Genomic DNA, 19001 nt, shown 5'->3' on the forward strand with positions numbered 1-19001 from the left:
ACCCCGGCCGACGATCAGCAGAACAGCTGCAGGACGTCCAGATCGCCGTCGGCGAGGAAATCCACGCACAGGCCCACCAGCATCAGCACGCCAGCAGTGCTGGCACCGTGGGTGATGAAGATCGAATGGGCCAGCGCGCGCGCTGACCGGCCCAGCTTCATGCAGACCCTGGCCAGGCTGCGCAGGCGGCCACTGACCGCATGCACGTGCTCGCGCACCGGTGCCTGGGCACCGCCCATCGCCTCGGCCATCATCGCCTGCAGGTGCTCGGGGCGGTCGGCATAGTACTTGGCCACGCCATAGCCGAACATCAGCCAGTCGCGGGCCTGGGCTTCGGACAGGTCCATCACTTCCAGTGGATCTTCCTCGAAGTCGATGAAACCGACCTTGTCGCCATCCCAGGTGAGGTTGCGCGGCAACGGCTGGCCGAAATAGGCGCCGCGCGCATGCGCTTCGGCAATGGCCTGCATCGCCGCCATGACCAGCCGATCACGACCGGCCTCGTCGGCCTGGCGCAGGCAGGTATTGAACGAGCTGCCGTTGTCGCCGATTACCAGCGCGGCATGGCCGGTGCCCAGCACGTCAGGCACGTTCACACCCTGCGCCTGCAGTTCTGCAAGGCGGCGGGCCTCGGTTTCGCGTGCGGCGTCGCCGCCACGGTGCGGAGGAGGACGAAGGGCATCGAGGTGGAAACGACGGGCAACAAAATTGAGCAGGCCAAGGGCCAGCGCCCGGCTTCCCTTGCCGTACTGCTTCAGCCAGGCACGTTGCCCTTCGATGACGATGGGCTCAACCATGACAGGTCCTCCTTAAACGCGTTACGGCCCCGGAGGGCCGCAACGACAAAGCTTCACATTGTCGTAACTTGCACTATCAATAGCGCAACAGAGCCGAACCCCACGTGAAGCCACCACCGAAGGCCTCCAGCAGCAGCAGCTGGCCGCGCTCGACCTTGCCCGAACGCACGGCGGCGTCGAGCGCCAGCGGCACCGAGCCGGACGAGGTATTGCCATGCTTGTCGACAGTCACCACCACCTGGTCCATCGACATCTCCAGGCGCTTGGCGGTGGCTTCGATGATGCGCAGGTTGGCCTGGTGCGGAATCAGCCAATCCAGGTCGGACTTGTCCAGGCCGTTGGCGGCCAGGGTCTCGTCCACGACCGAGTCCAGCGCCTTGACGGCGTACTTGAACACGTCGTTGCCCTTCATGTTGATGGTGCCGCCACCGTTGGCGCCGTCCTTGAAACCGCTCGAGACGCCGACCGGGTTCCACAACAGCTCCTTCTTGCTGCCGTCGGCATGCAGGTGGGTGCTGAGGATGCCGGTCTCTTCGTCGGCCTTGAGCACGACGGCGCCAGCGCCATCGCCGAACAGTACGCAGGTGGTGCGATCGTTCCAGTCGACCATGCGGGTCAGCGTTTCGGTGCCGATCACCAGCACGTGCTTGCAGTCACCGGAACGGATGAATTTATCGGCCACGCCCAGCGCGAACACGAAGCCCGAGCAGGCTGCGTTGACGTCGAAGGCGGGGCACCCGGCCACACCGAGCTTGGCCTGGATCAGGCACGCGGTGGACGGGAAAATAAGGTCAGGCGTGGTCGTACCGACCACGATCATGTCGAGCTGCGAAGCGTCGATGCCTGCGGCTTCCAGCGCGCGCAGGGCGGCGTTGTAGCCAAGGTCGCTGGTGGTTTCGCCTTCGGCCGCGATGTGCCGTTCACGAATGCCGGTGCGCGACTGGATCCACTCGTCCGAGGTTTCGACCATTTTTTCCAGGTCGGCGTTGGTCAGGACTTTTTCCGGCAAATAGCTGCCGGTGCCCGCGATCCTCGAGTAGATCCGCTTGCTCATCATGTTTCCTGTTGCGCGGGCCGCCGATCACCGGCACGCCCGGGAAAGAAGGCAAAGGCCGCTGCCCGGAGGCAGCGGCCTTCCCGGCACATCAATCTTCTTCGACGGCCGAGGTCTTGGTCTGGATGACCTTCTTGCCGCGGTAGAAACCATCGGCAGTGATGTGGTGACGCAGATGCACTTCGCCGGTGGTCGGGTCGGTCGACAGCTGCTTGGCGCTCAGGGCGTCATGCGAACGGCGCTGGCCGCGGCGGGACGGGGTAACACGGGATTTCTGGACAGCCATGGGATTGCTCCAAACTCGGTTCGTTTTGCTTCGTCGTTTCGTCGCACAGGACGCCAGCGCCCAGCACACTTTTCGCTTTCGCCGCAGCCGCCGACGACAACCGGCTGCTATTGTTTCTTCAATGCCGCCAACGCCGCAAACGGGTTGGCCTTCTTTGTTTCTTCTTCGCTCGGCGCCCAGTCCTTGTCGACTGCTTCACCGTCGGGCGACAGCGGTACCACCGGCACCGCCAGCACCAGCTCGTCCTCGACCAGATCCAGCGGCTTCAGCTGGCCATCTTCCGGCACCAGCAACGCCTCGTATTCCTCCGGCAGGGACGATTCCTCGTCCTCGTCGCGGATCAGGCCAAGCCTCTGGGTCACCTTCACCGGCAACAGGAATCGCTGCATGCTGCGCTGACAGGTCAGCGGCAACGCGGTGTCGATGGTCAGTTCCACATAGGATACCCGCAAGACGTCGTCGCGACCGAATTCAAGCGAGTAGACGCACTCGCCGTCGGTATCTGCGACCAACCCCTGCAGGCGGGTCAATTCAGCCAGGGAGACCTGACCGTCGAAGCGCCTTCGCGCTACAACCATCCGCCAGGCATCCAGCGTTTCGGGCACGTTCGCGGACATAAGCCGCTGAATACTAAGGATCGGAGCGGCGGCTGTCAAATGCCCGCCATACAGGACTTGCCGCTGGCGCTGCAGACGGGCCAGACTGCTTCGCCCTGCCCCGGTATTGTCGCATGTCACTGGTCCTGGCCTCCACGTCCCGCTACCGCCGTGAACTGCTGCAGCGGCTGGGCCTGCCCTTCGACTGCGCGCGCCCTGAGGTGGATGAAACCCCGTTGAACAACGAAGCGCCATTGGCCCTGGCCACCCGCCTGGCCGCCACCAAGGCGGTCGAGGTGGCGTGCCGGCATCCCGGCGCGTGGGTGATCGGCTCGGACCAGGTCGCGGACCTGAACGGCCAGCCACTGGGCAAACCGGGTACGGTCGAGGCCGCCTGCGCACAGCTGGCGGCGATGTCCGGGCAGACCGTGCACTTCCATACCGCCGTCTGCCTCAGCCGTGATGGAGCATCATTCACGGCCACCGATCTGACCGAGGTCCGCTTCCGCGCACTGGAACCGGACGAGATCGCCCGCTACGTGGCCACCGAACAGCCGCTGGACTGCGCCGGCAGCTTCAAATGCGAGGGCCTGGGCATCAGCCTGTTCGACGCCATCGACAACCGCGACCCGACCGCGCTGATCGGCCTGCCGCTGATCACGCTATGCGGATTGCTGCGCAGGGCAGGTTTCGCGGTGCCGTGAACGGTAGAGCCGAGCCCATGCCCGGCTGTTTTTTTTGAGGCTGCCTGCATCTGAAGCAGAAGCAGCCGAGCATGGGCTCGGCTCTACAGGACCAGAGGACCTCAACGAACCTCGAACGGCTGCTCCTGCCACGCCTCCACGCTGCCATCGCGGCCATGCAGGCGCAGCCCGAGCCAGTGCTTGCCCGGAGCCAGCGTGGTGGTATCCAACGATGCGTCGAAGCCCACCGCCGGATGCTGCGGATCGGTACTGTCCGGCCAGGTGTGGCGCACGTCGAACACACGCCCGTAGCGGGCATCACCGATGGAGCGGCCATCGACCAGCACTTCAACCCGCGCCAGGCCGACGCCATCCTTGAACGCCCAGCCCTTGATCGCGAGCGTGCCGGACACCTTCTCGCCGTTGGACGGCGCATCCAGCCACGCCATCGCCGGCGTCACGCACGGCCCTTGCGCGCGCTGCACCGGCAGGCGGAACAACAGGAAGCGCTGGAATCCGTGATCACTGCTGACCACGCGTGGCGCAGGCAGCGGGCCCACCTGATCGCAGATGGCGTGATAGCGCGCCAGCAGTTCGCGATAACGCTGGTCGCTGGGTGACAGCACCAGCAGCATCGGCGCCGTGCGCTCGCCCTCATGCAGCAGGCCCCACTGTGCCAGCTGTGCGGTGCGGCCATGCTTGTCATTGAGCGGATGCGGCAGCACCTCGATGTTGCCATTGCCCAGCTGGAAACCCAGTTCAGCGCCAACCTTGAAGTTGCCGGCCAGCACGCGTGTCCCTTGCGGCATCTGCCGCAACTCCTCGCGCACCGCTACCGCCAGGGGTTGCCAGCCGGCGAAATTGCGCGGGTAGTACTTGCTGCCGGCCATCTGCTCGCGCAGTGCCGGCGTGGAGGCCATCAGGTAGTAGCCGAAGGCCAGCACCATGCCCGCACCGGCCAACCACCAGCCGGTGCGGCGCAGCCAGCGCGGCCAGCCGTTGAGCACCACCGGCACCGCCACCAGCAGTGCGAGGTAACCCGGCAGCGGCCAGTGGAAACTGATCCGCTCGACGTCAGTAAAGAAGCCGAGCACGAAAATGCCCAGCGTGGATACGCCGCCCACCAGGCCGAAATAGCGCCACTGCACGCGCGCGCCGCCACCGCTCCGGGTTCCTGCCAGCGCTACCTTCCACATCGCCATGCACAGGATCGGCGTCACCAGCATCGGCTGGATCACCAGGAACCACAGCCCGCCCCATTCGAAGGCCCAGGGATGACGCTCGACCACCTGGAATTTCAGCCCGGCATCGTGGTTGTCCGCATTCCACGCCAGCAGTGGCAGCCACGCCAGCACGCCCACCGCCAACGCGACCCATACGCGCGGATCGGCCAGCATGCGCCTCCCCTGCGGCAATGCCAGCAGCGCAATGAAACCCACGCCGATGACACCGATGAAGCGGTAATGGCTGAGCGCACCGATCAACAGGCCCAGCGCCAGCTTCATCGCCGAGGAGGCATCCACGTTGTGCAGCAGGCGCGCGCCGGCATGCAGGCAGATCACCGCCGCCAGTGCCATCGGCACGTCCGGCACCGCCAGCAGGCCCAGCGTCGCCGACAACGGCATCAACAGCGTGAGGCTGCCCGCCTGCCAACCGGCCACGTTGCCGAACCAGCGCGTGGCCGTGCGCACTACCAGCAGCGGCAGCAGCGCACCGATGGCCAGGAATGGCAGGCGCAACGCGAGCACGTGATGGCCACCGATCTCAACGCCCAGCCGGGCCAGCCACGCGGTCAGCCCGGGCAGGTCCGAATAGGCTGCGGCCAGATGCTGGCCTTCCTGCCAATAGAACGCTTCGTCGACGAACAGCGGCAGGCGCGCGGCAACGATCAGCTTGGCCGCTGTGACCAGCGTCCATAACCAGAGAAATATCGTCCGTGCGCGCTGTTCGCCTTGCATTGCTCTATGGATAATCGAGTGGATTCCAGATCTGAGACGATCATGCCAGCCTCGTCCCCCAATCCCAGCATGCTAACCGATCAATTGCGTCAGGCCCTGCGGGAGGCACAGGATCAGGTCAACGCACTGGTGCTGGGCAAGGTGCCGGAAGTCAGGCTGGCCTTCGTCGCATTGCTGTCCGGCGGCCACCTGCTGATCGAAGACCTGCCCGGCCTGGGCAAGACCACGCTGGCGCATGCGCTGGCCAGCAGCCTGGGCCTCAGTTTCCAGCGCGTGCAGTTCACCTCAGATCTGTTGCCGGCCGATGTGCTGGGCGTGTCGGTGTATGAAGCCGGCAGCCGCCAGTTCCAGTTCCACCCAGGCCCGGTATTCACCCACGTACTGCTGGCCGACGAGATCAATCGCGCCCCCCCGCGCACGCAGAGCGCGTTGCTGGAAGCGATGGCCGAGCAGCAGGTCACCCTGGACGGGCAGACGCACCCGCTGCCGGACCCTTTCTTCGTCATCGCCACACAGAACCCGGTGGACCTGTCAGGCACCTTCCCGCTGCCGGATTCACAGCTGGATCGCTTCCTGCTGCGGCTGGCGATGGGCTATCCCAGCGCCCAGGCCGAGCGCGAGCTGCTGCGTGGCAGCGACCGCCGCGACCTGATCGCGCGGGCCGTGCCGAAGCTGGATGACACCCAGGTGCGCACGTTGCGCGACGCGGTGAACCAGGTGCATGCCAGCGACGCGCTGATCGACTATGTGCAGGCCCTGCTGACCCGCAGCCGCCAGCACGCAGGCGTGCGCGTCGGCCTGTCGCCGCGTGCCGGCCTGGCGCTGCTGCGTGCAGCCAGAGCACATGCACTGCTGCTGGGTCGCGGGCATGTGGTGCCCGAGGACGTGCAGACGCTGTTCGTCGCCGTGGCCGGCCACCGGTTGGTGGCGGAAGCCGAATCCAGTTCGGGGCCGGCATTGGCACGCGCGATCCTGCAGACCGTCGCGGTGGATTGAACGTGGCCACACGCTGGGCACGCATGCAGCTGCTGGCTCGGCCGCGCAGGCCCGAAGCCTTGCCGAAGCGACTGGATCGCCATCGCATCTATGTGCTGCCCACCCGCTTCGGCCTGTTCGTTGCAATCCTGCTGGCAGCCATGCTGCTGGGCGCGCTGAACTACAACAACAATCCCGCCCTGCTGCTGGCCCTGCTGCTGGCGGCAGCGGCAATCGCCAGTGCCATTGCCGCGCATCTCCAGTTGTCCGGCGTACAGATCGACGCGATCTCCGCCGAGCCGGTACCGGCCGGGCAACCCTTGCGCCTGCGCGTGGACCTCTCTCTGCGGGATCCGCGTGCGCGGCACGGCCTTCATCTCCAGCTGGGCGACAGCCAGGCCTGGACCTCGCTGCCTGCACACGGCCGTGGTGAAGTGGAACTGGAGGTTCCCAGCGAACGCCGGGGCTGGCTGGAGCTTCCACGTATCCGCCTGTCCACGACCCAGCCCCTGGGCCTGGTGCGGGCGTGGTCGTGGGTGTGGCCGGAACAGCCGCTGCTGGTCTACCCACTGGCCGAAGCCCTGGCGCCTGCACTGCCGGAGAGCGGCAGCGATCCGCTGCATACCCGTGCCCACGCCAGCGGCGAGGAACTGCATCAGCTGCGCCCCTACCGGGCGGGCGATGCGCCGCGCAGCATTTCCTGGAAGCACTCGGCACGCCGCGACAGCCTGCTGGTGCGCGAGTACGAAAAACCGGTCGGCATCGAAGTAGTCCTCGACTGGCGCGCATTGGCGCCGCTGGGCCAAGAAGCACGCATCGCTCGATTGGCGCGCTGGGTGGATGTAGCCGAGCGCGAGGGCCGCCGCTACACCCTGTTGCTGCCTGCACACCCGCCGTTCGGGCCCGGACAGGGCGCCAGCCACCACCACCTGTGCCTGCGCGCGCTGGCGCTGATGCCGCATGACTGAGACCCCGGAGCTGCTCGACCGCAACGCCCGCAACTGGACCCTGGCCAGCGCGGCGCTGGCTCTGTTGCCGCTGCTGCTGCTGCTGCCGCCACTGCTGGCGGGCGTGATCGCGCTGGCGGCGATTTTCACCGCCGCCCTGTCGCGGCGGACAGTGCTGCCGATGCCGGTGCGCCTGCTGCTGGTGCTGGCCATGCTCGGCGCCATCGTCTGGCAGATGGGCATGGTGCGCCCAGGACGCGACACCGGTTGCGCGCTGCTGGCCGCCATGCTGGCGATCAAGTCCAGCGAGCTGCGCAGCCTGCGTGATGCCCGCAGTCTGCTCGGCTTTGCGCTGTTCTCGCCCTTTGCAGCATTCCTGCTCGACCAGGGGCCGCTGACAACAGCACTGGCCGCGCTGGCCGGGGTCAGCGCACTGCTCGCCCTGCAACGCCTGGCCCAGGATGAAGGCCATGCTGGCCGCCTGCCGTTGCGCGGGCAGCTGCGTGGCGTCGGCCGCCTGCTGGCGATCGGCCTGCCGCTGGCATTGGCCTGCTTCTGGCTGTTCCCGCGCCTTGCCACGCCACTGTGGGGCGTTCCCGAGCGCGCCGTGGGTACACCGGGGCTGTCCGACAGCATGGAACCCGGCCAGTGGCTGGACCTGATGGCCGACGACACCCCGGCGTTGCGCGTGCAGTTCTTCGGTGCCCCACCCGAGCCGGCGCAGCGCTACTGGCGCGGTCCTGTACTGACCGCCTTCGATGGACGGCGCTGGACACGCGAGCCTGCGAGCGCGCGGCGACCTGCTGCGGTGGTTGAAGCCGGTACACAGGGCTGGGATTACCAGATCGACTACGAGCCGACTGACCGCCGCCAGCTTGTGGCGCTGGACCTGCCCAGCGGTGCGCCTGCGGGCAGCATGCTGGATGCGGACATGAGCCTGCGCAGCGAGCGCCCGCTGGCCTCGCTCAGCCGCTGGCGATTGCATTCGGCCCCTCCACGGCAGTTCGACAGCACGCTGTCGCCCCTTCTGCGCCGCGCGACGCTGCAGCTGCCGGCCGGCTTCAACCCGCGCACCGCCACCCTGGCCCAGCAATGGCGACAGGACGCCGGCGGTGATGACGAGGCCATCGTGCGCCGCGCGCTGCAGTGGATCACCACGGATTTCTCGTACACGCTGGATACCCCGGCGGCGGGGCGCGACCCGATCGACGAGTTCCTGTTCGGCTACAAGGCCGGCTTCTGTGAACACTTCAGCTCGGCTTTCGTGGTGCTGATGCGCAACGCGGGTGTACCCGCGCGGGTGGTGACCGGTTTCGCCGGCGGCACCCGCAACCGCATCGGCGACTACTGGGTGGTGCGGCGGATGGATGCCCACGCCTGGGCCGAGGTGTGGCTGCCGCAGCGCGGCTGGGTGCGGGTAGACCCGACGGCGGCCGTGGCACCGGAACGCATCCTGGACACGCTGGACGACCGCCTGCAGGCCGGCACGGACACACCACTGCGACAGCGGTGGCTGCAGCTGGGCCAGATGGGGGATTGGCTGCGCCGCGGCTGGAACGATCTGGTGCTGTCCTTCGATGCGCGCCGCCAGCAGCAACTGCTCAAGCCTTTCGGGCTGGACGATCTGGGTCCCGCGCAGCTGGTCGCCGGCTTCGTCGTGGCCGCCCTGCTGGCACTGGCTTGGATGGCCTGGCTGCTGGCCCGCGGCGAGCGCGAACGCGACCCGCTGCTGCGCGCCTGGCATCGCCTCGGGCGACGCTACGCCCGCCTCGGCCTGGCCCGAGAACCGCACGAAACCGCACAGCACTGGGCACAGCGGGTTCACCGGCAGCGACCCGACCCCACCCTGCTCGCGCTCAGCCAGCGTTTCGCCGACGCGCGCTACGCTGGAACTTGCAACGACCTCGCCTCATTATTGCGGGACCTGCGCAGGCATCGCCCGACTTCCGGAGCCTCCCCATGAACACCAAGTTCCTCCTCACCGCTGTGGCCACGCTGGCCCTGTCGGCCTGCGCCACGGCCCCGAAGCCGCTGCAGGGACAGTTCAGCCTGGTCTCTCCTCGCGACTCGGTCGCTACCCAGCAGGTCGGCACGCCGGTCCGTTGGGGCGGTCGCATCATCGAAACCAAGCCTGGCCAGGGCGAGACCTGCTTCCAGATCATCTCGCGCCCGCTCAATGGCAGTGGCCGCCCGAACACCACCTCGTCCGATGCCAGCGACGGCCGCTTCATCGCCTGCCGTGCCGGCTTCTACGACCCGGCGGTGTTCGAGGCCGGTCGTGACGTCACCTTCATCGGCAAGATCGACGGCTACCAGAACACCCGCATCGGCGAGTACGACTATCGCCTGCCGAAGCTGGCGGCCGATGTCATCTACCTGTGGCCGGAACAGCGCCAGGTCGATGTGGTGCCCTACCCCTATGGCCCGTGGGGTCCGGGTCCGTGGGGCCCTTACTGGGGCGGCTATGGCCGCTGGGGCTGGTGGTGATCGCCACCGCACAGGCATGACGGAAAGGCCGCCCTCGGGCGGCCTTTTTCATCCACGCATGGCGTGGACGGGGGCTTCAACGCCCAGGCGCACCGAAATGCCCCAGCGGTGCCCCCGCCAGCAGATGCATATGGATATGGAACACGGTCTGCCCGGCATGCTCACGGCAGTTCATCACGATGCGGTAGCCGTCCTGCGCGAAGCCCTCGCGGCGCGCGTACTCGGCAGCGGCCAGGGCCAGTTTGCCGATCAGGTGCGCCTGCGAGGGCTGCAGGTCATCCAGGGTCGGAATGATCTCGTTCTTCGGGATGAACAGCACATGCACCGGCGCCTGCGGTGCGATGTCCTTGAAGCCCAGCACCTCGTCATCCTCGTAGACGATGGTGGCCGGGATCTCACGACGGATGATCTTGCTGAAAAGGGTTTCGTTGCTCATGGTCGGCCTCGGCGGAGATGTCTCCCGCATTGTAGGCCGCCCACGCCCGGCCACGTCCGGCCGTTGCTCAATCGCGGAATTCGCTGCGCGTACCGAACGCGTGCGACAGCGTGCCACGATCAACGTATTCGAGCTCGCCGCCCAGCGGCAGGCCCTGCGCCAGGCGGCTGGGCTGTACCTTGCGTGCGCGCGCCAGCTGCGCCAGGTAATGCGCGGTGGCCTCGCCCTCGACAGTGGCGCTGGTGGCGATGATCAGCTCCTGCACCTCGCCTTCGGCCAGCCGTCGCTCCAGCTGCTCCAGGCCCAGTTCGCGCGGGCCGACGCCATCGAGCGGCGACAGTCGCCCCTGCAGCACGAAGTAGACACCGCGGAAGCCGGTGGCGTTTTCGATGGCCAGGCGGTCGGCCGGCGATTCGACTACGCACAGCTGGCTGCGCTCGCGGCTGCCGTTGGCACAGGTCGGGCACAGCTCGGTTTCGCTGAAATCGCGGCACTGCGCACAGTGGCCGATGCGCTCCACCGCCAGCGCCAAGGTCTGGGCCAGGCGCTGGCCACCTTCGCGCTCACGCTCTAGCAGGTGGTAGGCCATGCGCTGCGCCGTTTTCTGGCCCACGCCAGGCAGCACCCGCAGCGCGTCGATCAATTGTTCAAGCAGGGGTGCGGACACGGCGGTGTGCTTTGATGGCGTCGAGCAAGCTCGACAGCTACGTGTAGAGTCGAGCCATGCTCGACTGAGGGTTGCAGCGGGCGCCTGCAGCAGGCGCCCCGCCAAGAATCAGAACGGCAGCTTCATGCCCGGCGGCAACTGCATGCCAGCGGTGGCCGAACCCATCTTCGACTTCGACTCGGCATCGATCTTGTTCGAAGCATCGTTGAAGGCGGCGGCGATCAGGTCTTCCAGCATCTCCGGGTCGCTGGTCAGCGACGGGTCGATGCGCACCTTGCGGCATTCCTTGGCGCCGGTCAGGGTCACGCTGACCATGCCGCCACCGGCACTGCCGGTCACTTCGATCCTTGCGATTTCTTCCTGGGCCTTCTGCAGGTTCTCCTGCATCTTCTGGGCCTGCTGCATCAGTTGGGCGATGTTGCCGCGCATAGTCTCTTACTCGTCAAAAGAACGGATGGAATCGGAAACAACCCGGGCACCGTGCTGTTGGATCAGCACCTGCACCTCCGGATCGTCCATGAAAACAGCCTCTGCCACCTGCTGCCGCTCACTACGCTGGCGGTCGGCACGCTGATGCAGGGTCTCGGCCGGAACGTGCTCGATCTCCACGGTCTCGACCACGATCTTCGGGGCCTGGCCAAGGGCTTTCTCCAGCATCTCGCCCAGGGCGGCCAGCGCACGCTCAGAGCGCAGGTACTCAAATCCGGGCGAAAGGCCCAGTTTCAAGGTCCCGTGCTCGCAACTGATAAAGGCAGCGTTGGCCGCCAGCTGCCGCGACGGGCCGCTGAGGCCGCTGTTGGCCACCAGATCCAGCCAGTCCTCGGCCGTGGCCAGGTCGCTGACACCCTCCAGCGGCGCGGTCCCCTGCACTGGCGCGGGCTCGGCCGGCGCGATGGCAATGCCTTCAGTGCGGAACGGGCGCTCGGGCGGTGCAGGCTCGCTGGGAGCCACGACGGGAGCCGGCGGCTCATGCCAGGGCGCGACCATGGCGGCGTCTGGCCCCGCCATCTCGGCCGCCAGCGCCTCGTCACGCGCCTCGGTTTCGTCGGTGGCCCACGGCGGCAGGTCGTCGCCCGCTTCCGCTTCAGCAGCCGGTGGAGCGGCCTCGGCCTTCATCGGCGGCGGCTGCACAGGCTCTTCCACCGGAACCGGCTCGGGCTCCGGCGTCGGGTCCGGCTCGGGTTGCGGGGCCGGCTCGGGTTCGGGTTCAGGTTCGCGCGGCGCGGCCTGCACCGGAGCGGCCACCTGCGCCACCACGGCCGGGCTTGCCGAAGCGGCGGCAGTCGCCGGCATCGCTTCGTGGGTACCCGCACCGGTGCCACCACCGGCCGCATTGCCACCCGGCGCATTGCCTGCACCATCCACCGACTTCGGTACCGGCGGGACTGCTACGGCCGGGCGGAATGCCAGCATCCGCAGCACGGCCATTTCGAAACCTGCGCGCGGGCTCGGCGCCAACGGCAGGTCGCGGCGGCCATTCAGGGCCATCTGGTACCAGAGCTGCACCACTTCCGGGCGCAGGCGCTCGGCGAATGCGACGGCGTCCAGGCCTTCGGCAGCGGCCGCACCCGGTACCAGCTGCTGCACCTGGATGCGGTGCAGGCCTTCGGCCAGCGCTTCCAGCACGCCACTCCAGTCCGGTGAGAATTCGGCCAGCGCGGCCACCACCTGCAGCAGGCGCGGGCCATCGCCCTCGGCCAGCGCATCGAGCATCGCCGCCACCTGGGTGCGATCGACCGTGCCCAGCATGGTGCGCACCACGTCCTCGCGCAGCGCGCCGCCGGCATAGGCGATCGCCTGGTCCAGCAGCGACAGGCCGTCGCGCAGGCTGCCGTCAGCGGCCTTGGCCAGCTGTACGATGGCACTGCCGTCTGCCTCGATCTCTTCTGCCGCCAGGATGCGCGTCATCTGGCCCTGGATCTGATCCTCGTCCAGGCGCTTGAGGTTGAACTGCAGGCAGCGGCTGAGCACGGTGACCGGCAGCTTCTGCGGGTCGGTGGTGGCCAGCAGGAACTTCACGTGCTCCGGCGGTTCTTCCAGCGTCTTCAGCAGCGCATTGAACGCCGCCTTGGACAGCATGTGCACTTCGTCGATCAGGTAGACCTTGTACTTGCCGCGCGACGGCATGTACTGCGCGTTCTCGATCACCTCGCGCACGTCATCCACGCCGGTGTTGGACGCGGCATCGATTTCCAGCAGGTCGATGTAGCGGCCGGCGTCGATGTCCAGGCAGGCCGCGCACTGGCCGCACGGGTCGGCGCTGGTGCCCTGCTCGCAGTTCAGCGACTTGGCGAAGATGCGCGCGATGGTGGTCTTGCCCACGCCGCGGGTACCGGTGAACAGGAACGCGTGGTGGACACGGCCGCTGTCCAACGCGTTGCTGAGCGCACGGACCACGTGTTCCTGGCCCACCAGCTCGGCAAAACGCTTCGGACGCCACTTGCGGGCAAGGACGAGGTAGGACATCAGGCCACCGTTTTCCATCGGATGTTCCATTGTGCCATGCCTGTCCAGCCCCCTCGCCAACAATGCGCCCGGATGCGTCCGTGATCTGGGCGCTTGTGTCCGGCCGCGCCGCCCGCTAGAATCTGCGCCCCTGCTGAGGCGTTTGCCGGTGGCAGGGATCCGGAGAGGTGTCCGAGTGGTTGAAGGAGCACGCCTGGAAAGTGTGTAAGCGTCTAAACCGCGCTTCGGGGGTTCGAATCCCCCTCTCTCCGCCAGATTACGCAAGCCCCTGTTTACGCAGGGGTTTTTGCTTTTCTGGATTGACTGCTGGGAAAGACGCAAGCCGGGACACATCGCCCCTATGCGCATCCCCCATCATCTGGTTCGAGCCCGCTCGGGTCTCTGGTCGTTCCGGCAACGGGTTCCCACGGACCTTCAAGCCCTCATCGGCAAACGTATCCTCAAACGCACGCTGCGCACCTTCGAGCTATCGGTGGCCCAGCTGCGCGCTCTGACGCTGGCGGCACGCTATGCTCAAGCCTTCAGCGTGTTGAGGGAACAACGCATGGGAACCCAGGACGAAGACGTTGAGGCGCTGCTCGCCCGTATCACCAACGCAGACAGCCTCCAGCAACTGACGTTGAACCGCACCCGGGCGGCCGACGGCACCATCACCGAGCACTGGCAAATCGACACGCCGGAAGACGTGAAGCTCTATCAGCAGATCATGGAGCTGTCTGCCTCCCGGCCCAGCGAACTTGGAGAGCTCATTCGTCAGGGCGTCCCTCCGATGCCGGTGGCCCGTCGGGTGACCAAGCCCGCCATTGAGACCATTAGCCTCGGAAAGGCCAAGGAAGCGTGGCTGGCCAGCATCAAGGGCAGCACCTTGCCGAAAACCTGGACCATCAAACGAACGGCGGTGGAGCTGCTGACCCGATTCTTGGGCGAGAAGACCAAACTCCACGCGCTCACCCGGTCCGATCTGGCCAGGTGGTATCAGCACATGCGCGATGAAGGAGCGTCCACCCCCACCCTGACCAACAAGCAAAGCTATGTGGGTGGCAAAGGGGGCTTTTTCGAGTGGGCGATGGCTTCGGGCCACTACCCGAAGGGCGACAACCCAGCCTCGGGTCATGTGAGCTACTCGACGCGCGAGAAGCGGGCCCGGCGCAAGTTCGGCTTCAAGGCTTATGACACCCACCAAGTCCAGGCCCTGTTTGCACCGGCCGCCTTCGAGGCCCTGCCCTTGCCTGCCCGCTGGGCTGCCCTCCTTGGTCTTTACACCGGGGCCCGGGCATCGGAAGTCGGTCAACTGATGACCAGCAACATTGCTGAGGAAAGCGGTGTTGCCTGCATCCACATCACCGATGAAGGCGAATATCAGCGCGTCAAAACCGATGTAAGCGTCCGCACCGTGCCCGTCCACCCCGACCTGGAAGCTCTGGGCTTCCTCAAGTGGGTCGAGGGCATGCGGGCCGAGGGCCACACCCGTTTGTTCCCTGGAGCCAAGGCCGAGGCCAAGAACGGCCAGGGCAACTGGGTGTCAAAGGCCTTCAGTCGATACTTGGCCGAGGTAGGGAAGAACTGGCCCACCGCCAAGCGGGGCTTCCACTCCCTGCGGAAAACTCTGATTCAGGAGCTCCAGGGCCTGGGGGTAGTTTCCGAGCTGCGGGCGCAGATCGTGGGACACGAGCTGGACGACGAGCACCATGCAACTTACAGCCGCGACTTCACCGTCAAAGAGAAGCTGGAAGGACTGGGAGTCCACTCCCCTGGCCTTAGGACGCTGACCTATGGGCTCAACCTTCCCGCATTGCGCCCCTTGGTTGATCCGAGCCTGCTGCCTGAGGGCTGCCTTCCCACTAACCGCCGCAAAGCAAGGAGCAACGCGTGAGCACTTTTCCGGTTGAGGCTCGAGTCGCCGTCCTCTTGGATTGCGACAATGTTCCCCCTGAAATCGTGGACCACGCTCTGCTTATGGCAGCGCAGTTTGGGCGAGTTGTGGTCCGCCGCGGCTACGGCAACCACTCCACGCTGGCCAAGCGCTGGCAGGAGACCTTGGTCCGGCAGGCTTTTACTCCGTGCCTCCAATACCAATACGCGGCTGGGAAAAACACTGCGGACATGGCGCTGGCCTTGGACGCCTTAGAGGCAATGTTCGACCAGCGCGCAGACACATTCTGTCTCGTGACCAGCGACTCGGACTTCGCCTACCTATGCCGAAAGCTCCGGGAACGAGGAGCCACGGTTTGCATCGTGGGCGAAGAAAAGACGCCGGAGGCTTTGCGCAACGCCTGCGATCAGTTCTTTGAGTGGAAGCCTTCCGACCAGAAACCCGAAGCCGAGGAACAAGGCCCGGTCCTGAAAGAGCAAAGCCAAGGCAAATCTGAAACCCCCAAACCACTACCCAAGCGCCGCCCGCGCTTCTTGGTTGATGCCGTAGCGCTTTTGGCCGATGGCAGCCCGGATGGAAAAGTTGTCGTCAGCGCATTGGGCAACTACTTGAAGCGAACCGACCCTTCGTTCTCGCCAAACGCGTATGGACACTCGGGTCTCCTCAACATGGTCAAGACGTATGACCTGCTCATTGCTTCGCAAGCGCCAGGAGGCCACTGGCTGGTCAAGCTCGCACCGGAACAAAGTTCGGCGATGCAGGCATCAATCGCGGTAGCGCCCGATGCCTAAGGCGAAGAATCCAGATAGAAAAACTGTGACGCATTGCATCATGGCGCGCTTGCGCATTCGCGCCTGAGTGGTTCGATGTGAAGACCATTCACTACACAACTGACCAATGCCCGCAAACGTGGAACTCCGTATCGCCAGCCAACTCCTTCAAGTCCTGGTGCCTCAAAACAACACCCGAGACGCCGCTGAGCGTGAGGTGGATGTCCAGCACGCGCTGGATATCGCAAAAATACTCTTGCGCCGCTTCGCCGCTTCCCCCCAAGGCCAAGCCAGCCAATCTCTTACCCACTCGCCACAGAGCAGCAGTGCATCCCGAGCCGCACAGGTGGACCGCACCAAAGTGCCACAATCCTTCCCCTCTCCCGACGCTTGGCGGGCATCTCGGGGACTTCCGCCAGTGAAGCCACTTTCGAGTCGAACACCATTGATGGGACCTGGACCTCGTTGAACAACAGCCCCGCGTTCGCGGGGCTTGTTCTATGCCGGGTCAGTGGAACTTAGGCCCCTGGGGGGCAGGCGGAACGGGAAGCAACGTGGGCGGAGCCACCGGCTTGTGATCAGCACGCCGTGGAGCAACAGCCTCCAAGGGGTGCGGCAGGCCTGCGAGTTGATCGGCCTTCGTTAGGATTTCAGCATCGATGGCGCTCAGCTCACTCTCTGACGCCCGCTCCTGAGCCGACTTCAACTCAGCCGCCCGCTTCTCCAGCACCGAAAGCCGCCGCCCTCGGCGCTGGGTCCACTCCGGCCGCGAGTAGCCGGAGGAGCCCAGCGGATAGTCGGAGTTGAACCGTTCCCACTCTTGCTCGGCCATGTGGTGCAGCCTAGTCGCGCTCTTCAGGTTCAGAAGCCTGCGAGCCCGACTAATGATGAGGCACTTCAGGGCACGAACCTGGAGCACTGCGGTGGTCATCCACTGACGGAGCTCGGTAGCTTCCCCCTGGATGGCCAGCTGCTGCCGCACCCACTCTAAGGAAGAGCGAATCTTTTCCATGGCCAGGTCTGCCCTTGCCCTGGAAATCTCATCCACGTCGCGCAGCGCGTCCGCAATCCTCTCGGCAAGGCTGGCGGGTGCCTGCCGCTCGGGAAGCCCGTGAGACGAGAGGAGCACGTGTTGCAGCCGAACACCGGAGACGCCCCTCATTTCCATACCCGCCGGCAGGCCGGCCGTATCGCTGTTGAGCAGCCGCCCACGGCGCACCCCAGACTCTTGGTCAGCAGCTGGCACGGGCTTGCCCTCCAACCCGGCCTTGAGCACCAAGTAGTCATAGTGCTCCTGATTGTCTTCCACAATCTGGTCGTTCGTTCTCGCCCTATTGGTATCCACGCCCTTCCCAGCCAGAGCGGTCGCACGCTTACCGAGGTGTTGGGTCGGCTCCCGAGAGAGCGCCGCTGCCGCCAAATCATCCCCTCGCTCTATCGCCGACCGGGCCTGTTCAGCCAGGCTGCGGTGGTCGATGGTGCTGGTAAAGCCGGCCGCCTCCAAGTGGGCGTTCGTCGTCGTAGCGACCATCTCCCGAATCCACTGAACCTCTACTTTCCCAGACGGCCCGACATCCAACTCCCGGGTTTTGTCGCCAAAGCCCTCAGACCCAATGCGACGCGTGGTCGCCAAGATGTGGACATGGTGGTTGAGGCCATCGGGCGTGCTTGGGCAATGGATGCTTGCTTGAACAGCGAATCCGTAACGCGCGACCAAGGCGTCAGCGAGCACGACTGCTAGGTGAGCGCGCTCTTCTTCGGACAGCTCGTGGGGCAAGGAGACTTCGAACTCCCTGGCCACAGTCGAGTCTTTCCGACGCTCAGCAGCCTCTGCAACCGCCCAGAGCTCCTGGGGGTCTAACGCCCACTCTGGGGCGTCTTGCGGGGCGAGGCAGAAGCTTTCGACGACACCGCTGCGGCGGCGGTAGTCGTGCTGCTGCCCGGTGTTCAAGTCCGCGAGCAGTAGGCCGCCCCGGTAGGCGGCTGCGGCGACAGCGGACTGACCGCGGCTGCGGCTAAAGGTTTTGATGGAGGTGTGGAAGATGGCCATACAGATTCCTGTGAAAACAGGATTCTTTATGGACCAGCTTTTGCCGTTGGCAAGCCTCGCAGAGGCTTGGGGTTCCAGGGGCGAAGCCCTTGGCGCACGCGTTCCGCAGGAACGCCTAAGTGCGCTCTTGCTGTTTTACCAACATGCAGAATTCACCCATCAACAGAGCACCGCCCCCCGGAGCAAACCATCGGGGTCAAGCAGATCAGCCAACCCCAAATCCGGGGTCACCGCAAAAGCAGCCAAACTGTCCGTCCACACCGCTTGGTCAGCAAACCGGGGCAGATGACACACAACATCATAGAAGAGCTTCTCCGCCACCGGCATGGCCGGAGTTGACATGTGGTGAGCCAATGGGTGGAGGTTACGCCAGTTGTTCAAGGTCATCAGCAAGCCATCCAACTCATAGAACTTAATCGTTGAGAACTGCCGCAGTATGCGCATGTGTAGACCAAACCCCGGCTGGTCATCCTTCTCACCATACTCGGCCGGGTTCTTGTAACGACCGCCATGAGTGTCAAAGGCTATTAGATCGAGACCGACGGCTTTGCCCATGAGTAACCACTCAGCGGACCTGTGGAGATACAGGAGCGCCCTAGACGCCAGCCCTGTCTCCATGGCCCGGAGGGCACAGGCACAGAACCATGCCGAAGCTACGAGGAACGCCTCAGCGTGCCTCTCTCTCGTTGCACCAGTCGGAACCGTTAGATGTTGCAAAGCAGTTATCAGGGCACGTAGCCAATCGTCGAACTTCGTGACTACGGGCATAGCAGGGAAGCCGACAGCGACCAAGTGAAGAGACTGCCGGAGTGCTTGACACCTAGTTGCAAGCGCCGCGTTGACTTTCCACCAGTTTTTTGCGGCCGGCAAGGGTGTGACCTGCTCATCGATGACACCTTGGGACATCGCCAGGAGGACCTCTTCAGCAAGTTCTCCGAGCCAATCGGCGAGGGACC

The 19001-nt window shown here is 65.5% G+C and carries 18 protein-coding genes and 1 tRNA gene; 8 read left to right on the forward strand and 11 right to left on the reverse strand.

The window, feature by feature from the left end; translation table 11 throughout:
- Positions 1-14 precede the first annotated feature (14 nt).
- From ACTXG9_RS10180 to ACTXG9_RS10195, 4 genes are all read right to left on the reverse strand, one after another.
- Positions 15-797 carry a BUD32 family EKC/KEOPS complex subunit gene (locus ACTXG9_RS10180; RefSeq protein ID WP_019659499.1) on the reverse strand — a complete coding sequence of 261 codons (783 nt, stop codon included), beginning with the start codon at positions 795-797 and terminating at the stop codon, positions 15-17.
- Positions 798-873: 76 nt separating this feature from the next.
- The gene (locus ACTXG9_RS10185) at positions 874-1851 is read right to left on the reverse strand and encodes a beta-ketoacyl-ACP synthase III (protein WP_019659500.1); all 978 of its coding nucleotides are present in this window, start codon (positions 1849-1851) and stop codon (positions 874-876) included.
- 91 nt (positions 1852-1942) lie between these two features.
- The gene (gene rpmF / locus ACTXG9_RS10190) at positions 1943-2137 is read right to left on the reverse strand and encodes a 50S ribosomal protein L32 (protein ID WP_005408308.1); all 195 of its coding nucleotides are present in this window, start codon (positions 2135-2137) and stop codon (positions 1943-1945) included.
- Between the two features lie 107 nt (positions 2138-2244).
- Positions 2245-2754, reverse strand: a complete 510-nt coding sequence (locus tag ACTXG9_RS10195; RefSeq protein ID WP_019659501.1) for a YceD family protein — start codon at positions 2752-2754, stop codon at positions 2245-2247.
- A 113-nt stretch (positions 2755-2867) separates the two neighbouring features.
- On the opposite strand from ACTXG9_RS10195, the gene ACTXG9_RS10200 reads away from it, so the two are divergent.
- Complete coding sequence (locus ACTXG9_RS10200) at positions 2868-3437, forward strand: Maf family protein (protein WP_019659502.1); 570 nt, start codon at positions 2868-2870, stop codon at positions 3435-3437.
- A gap of 101 nt (positions 3438-3538) precedes the next feature.
- Here ACTXG9_RS10200 and ACTXG9_RS10205 read toward each other — a convergent pair whose 3' ends face one another.
- Positions 3539-5374, reverse strand: coding sequence for a glycosyltransferase family 39 protein (locus ACTXG9_RS10205; protein WP_241885377.1), 1836 nt, complete (start codon positions 5372-5374; stop codon positions 3539-3541).
- Between the two features lie 42 nt (positions 5375-5416).
- On the opposite strand from ACTXG9_RS10205, the gene ACTXG9_RS10210 reads away from it, so the two are divergent.
- From ACTXG9_RS10210 to ACTXG9_RS10225, 4 genes are read left to right on the forward strand one after another with little or no spacing between them, the layout of a single operon-like run.
- A complete protein-coding gene (locus ACTXG9_RS10210) occupies positions 5417-6370 on the forward strand; it encodes an AAA family ATPase (protein WP_021202627.1) in 954 nt (317 codons plus the stop codon).
- A gap of 23 nt (positions 6371-6393) precedes the next feature.
- Positions 6394-7317 (forward strand): DUF58 domain-containing protein, encoded by a 924-nt coding sequence (locus ACTXG9_RS10215; RefSeq protein ID WP_032955142.1) that lies wholly within the window; start codon positions 6394-6396, stop codon positions 7315-7317.
- Positions 7310-9259: a DUF3488 and transglutaminase-like domain-containing protein gene (locus ACTXG9_RS10220; protein WP_188250349.1), complete on the forward strand. Its 1950-nt coding sequence runs from the start codon at positions 7310-7312 to the stop codon at positions 9257-9259. Before ACTXG9_RS10215 ends, ACTXG9_RS10220 begins: the two co-directional genes overlap by 8 nt.
- Positions 9256-9783 (forward strand): Slp family lipoprotein, encoded by a 528-nt coding sequence (locus ACTXG9_RS10225; RefSeq protein WP_019659507.1) that lies wholly within the window; start codon positions 9256-9258, stop codon positions 9781-9783. The genes ACTXG9_RS10220 and ACTXG9_RS10225 overlap by 4 nt, the downstream gene beginning before the upstream one ends.
- 76 nt (positions 9784-9859) lie before the next feature.
- Here ACTXG9_RS10225 and ACTXG9_RS10230 read toward each other — a convergent pair whose 3' ends face one another.
- The 4 genes from ACTXG9_RS10230 to dnaX form a co-directional block, all read right to left on the reverse strand.
- On the reverse strand, positions 9860-10219 hold the full coding sequence (locus tag ACTXG9_RS10230; protein ID WP_005408300.1) for a histidine triad nucleotide-binding protein: 360 nt from the start codon (positions 10217-10219) through the stop codon (positions 9860-9862).
- Between the two features lie 67 nt (positions 10220-10286).
- Positions 10287-10886: a recombination mediator RecR gene (recR, locus tag ACTXG9_RS10235; RefSeq protein ID WP_058979448.1), complete on the reverse strand. Its 600-nt coding sequence runs from the start codon at positions 10884-10886 to the stop codon at positions 10287-10289.
- 108 nt (positions 10887-10994) lie between these two features.
- Positions 10995-11315, reverse strand: coding sequence for a YbaB/EbfC family nucleoid-associated protein (locus ACTXG9_RS10240; RefSeq protein ID WP_019659509.1), 321 nt, complete (start codon positions 11313-11315; stop codon positions 10995-10997).
- Positions 11316-11321: 6 nt separating this feature from the next.
- On the reverse strand, positions 11322-13370 hold the full coding sequence (gene dnaX, locus ACTXG9_RS10245) for a DNA polymerase III subunit gamma/tau (protein WP_111104490.1): 2049 nt from the start codon (positions 13368-13370) through the stop codon (positions 11322-11324).
- A 143-nt stretch (positions 13371-13513) separates the two neighbouring features.
- Between dnaX and ACTXG9_RS10250 the strand changes: the two genes are divergently transcribed.
- From ACTXG9_RS10250 to ACTXG9_RS10260, 3 genes are all read left to right on the forward strand, one after another.
- A tRNA-Ser gene (locus ACTXG9_RS10250) sits at positions 13514-13606 on the forward strand.
- An 86-nt stretch (positions 13607-13692) separates the two neighbouring features.
- The gene (locus tag ACTXG9_RS10255) at positions 13693-15225 is read left to right on the forward strand and encodes a DUF6538 domain-containing protein (protein ID WP_206621785.1); all 1533 of its coding nucleotides are present in this window, start codon (positions 13693-13695) and stop codon (positions 15223-15225) included.
- Positions 15222-16016, forward strand: a complete 795-nt coding sequence (locus ACTXG9_RS10260; protein WP_154267717.1) for an NYN domain-containing protein — start codon at positions 15222-15224, stop codon at positions 16014-16016. Before ACTXG9_RS10255 ends, ACTXG9_RS10260 begins: the two co-directional genes overlap by 4 nt.
- Positions 16017-16503: 487 nt before the next feature.
- On the opposite strand, the gene mobQ is transcribed toward ACTXG9_RS10260, so the two are convergent.
- On the reverse strand, positions 16504-18045 hold the full coding sequence (gene mobQ, locus ACTXG9_RS10265) for a MobQ family relaxase (protein ID WP_206621786.1): 1542 nt from the start codon (positions 18043-18045) through the stop codon (positions 16504-16506).
- Positions 18046-18204: 159 nt separating this feature from the next.
- Positions 18205-18600, reverse strand: coding sequence for a hypothetical protein (locus ACTXG9_RS10270; RefSeq protein ID WP_206621787.1), 396 nt, complete (start codon positions 18598-18600; stop codon positions 18205-18207).
- Positions 18601-19001: the final 401 nt, after the last annotated feature.

This window comes from Stenotrophomonas maltophilia group sp. LNF247, assembly GCF_054083135.1.

Excerpts from the sequence above, each read along its gene's own strand:
- ACTXG9_RS10215 (WP_032955142.1), top strand. The coding sequence starts at position 6,394 with ATGCAGCTGCTGGCTCGGCCGCGCAGGCCCGAAGCCTTGCCGAAGCGA.
- ACTXG9_RS10270 (WP_206621787.1), bottom strand. The coding sequence starts at position 18,600 with ATGGGCAAAGCCGTCGGTCTCGATCTAATAGCCTTTGACACTCATGGC.
- dnaX (WP_111104490.1), bottom strand. The coding sequence starts at position 13,370 with ATGGAAAACGGTGGCCTGATGTCCTACCTCGTCCTTGCCCGCAAGTGG.
- ACTXG9_RS10200 (WP_019659502.1), top strand. The coding sequence starts at position 2,868 with ATGTCACTGGTCCTGGCCTCCACGTCCCGCTACCGCCGTGAACTGCTG.
- ACTXG9_RS10240 (WP_019659509.1), bottom strand. The coding sequence starts at position 11,315 with ATGCGCGGCAACATCGCCCAACTGATGCAGCAGGCCCAGAAGATGCAG.
- ACTXG9_RS10205 (WP_241885377.1), bottom strand. The coding sequence starts at position 5,374 with ATGCAAGGCGAACAGCGCGCACGGACGATATTTCTCTGGTTATGGACG.
- ACTXG9_RS10220 (WP_188250349.1), top strand. The coding sequence starts at position 7,310 with ATGACTGAGACCCCGGAGCTGCTCGACCGCAACGCCCGCAACTGGACC.
- rpmF (WP_005408308.1), bottom strand. The coding sequence starts at position 2,137 with ATGGCTGTCCAGAAATCCCGTGTTACCCCGTCCCGCCGCGGCCAGCGC.
- ACTXG9_RS10185 (WP_019659500.1), bottom strand. The coding sequence starts at position 1,851 with ATGAGCAAGCGGATCTACTCGAGGATCGCGGGCACCGGCAGCTATTTG.
- ACTXG9_RS10255 (WP_206621785.1), top strand. The coding sequence starts at position 13,693 with ATGCGCATCCCCCATCATCTGGTTCGAGCCCGCTCGGGTCTCTGGTCG.
- mobQ (WP_206621786.1), bottom strand. The coding sequence starts at position 18,045 with ATGGCCATCTTCCACACCTCCATCAAAACCTTTAGCCGCAGCCGCGGT.
- ACTXG9_RS10210 (WP_021202627.1), top strand. The coding sequence starts at position 5,417 with ATGCCAGCCTCGTCCCCCAATCCCAGCATGCTAACCGATCAATTGCGT.
- ACTXG9_RS10225 (WP_019659507.1), top strand. The coding sequence starts at position 9,256 with ATGAACACCAAGTTCCTCCTCACCGCTGTGGCCACGCTGGCCCTGTCG.
- ACTXG9_RS10195 (WP_019659501.1), bottom strand. The coding sequence starts at position 2,754 with ATGTCCGCGAACGTGCCCGAAACGCTGGATGCCTGGCGGATGGTTGTA.
- ACTXG9_RS10230 (WP_005408300.1), bottom strand. The coding sequence starts at position 10,219 with ATGAGCAACGAAACCCTTTTCAGCAAGATCATCCGTCGTGAGATCCCG.
- ACTXG9_RS10180 (WP_019659499.1), bottom strand. The coding sequence starts at position 797 with ATGGTTGAGCCCATCGTCATCGAAGGGCAACGTGCCTGGCTGAAGCAG.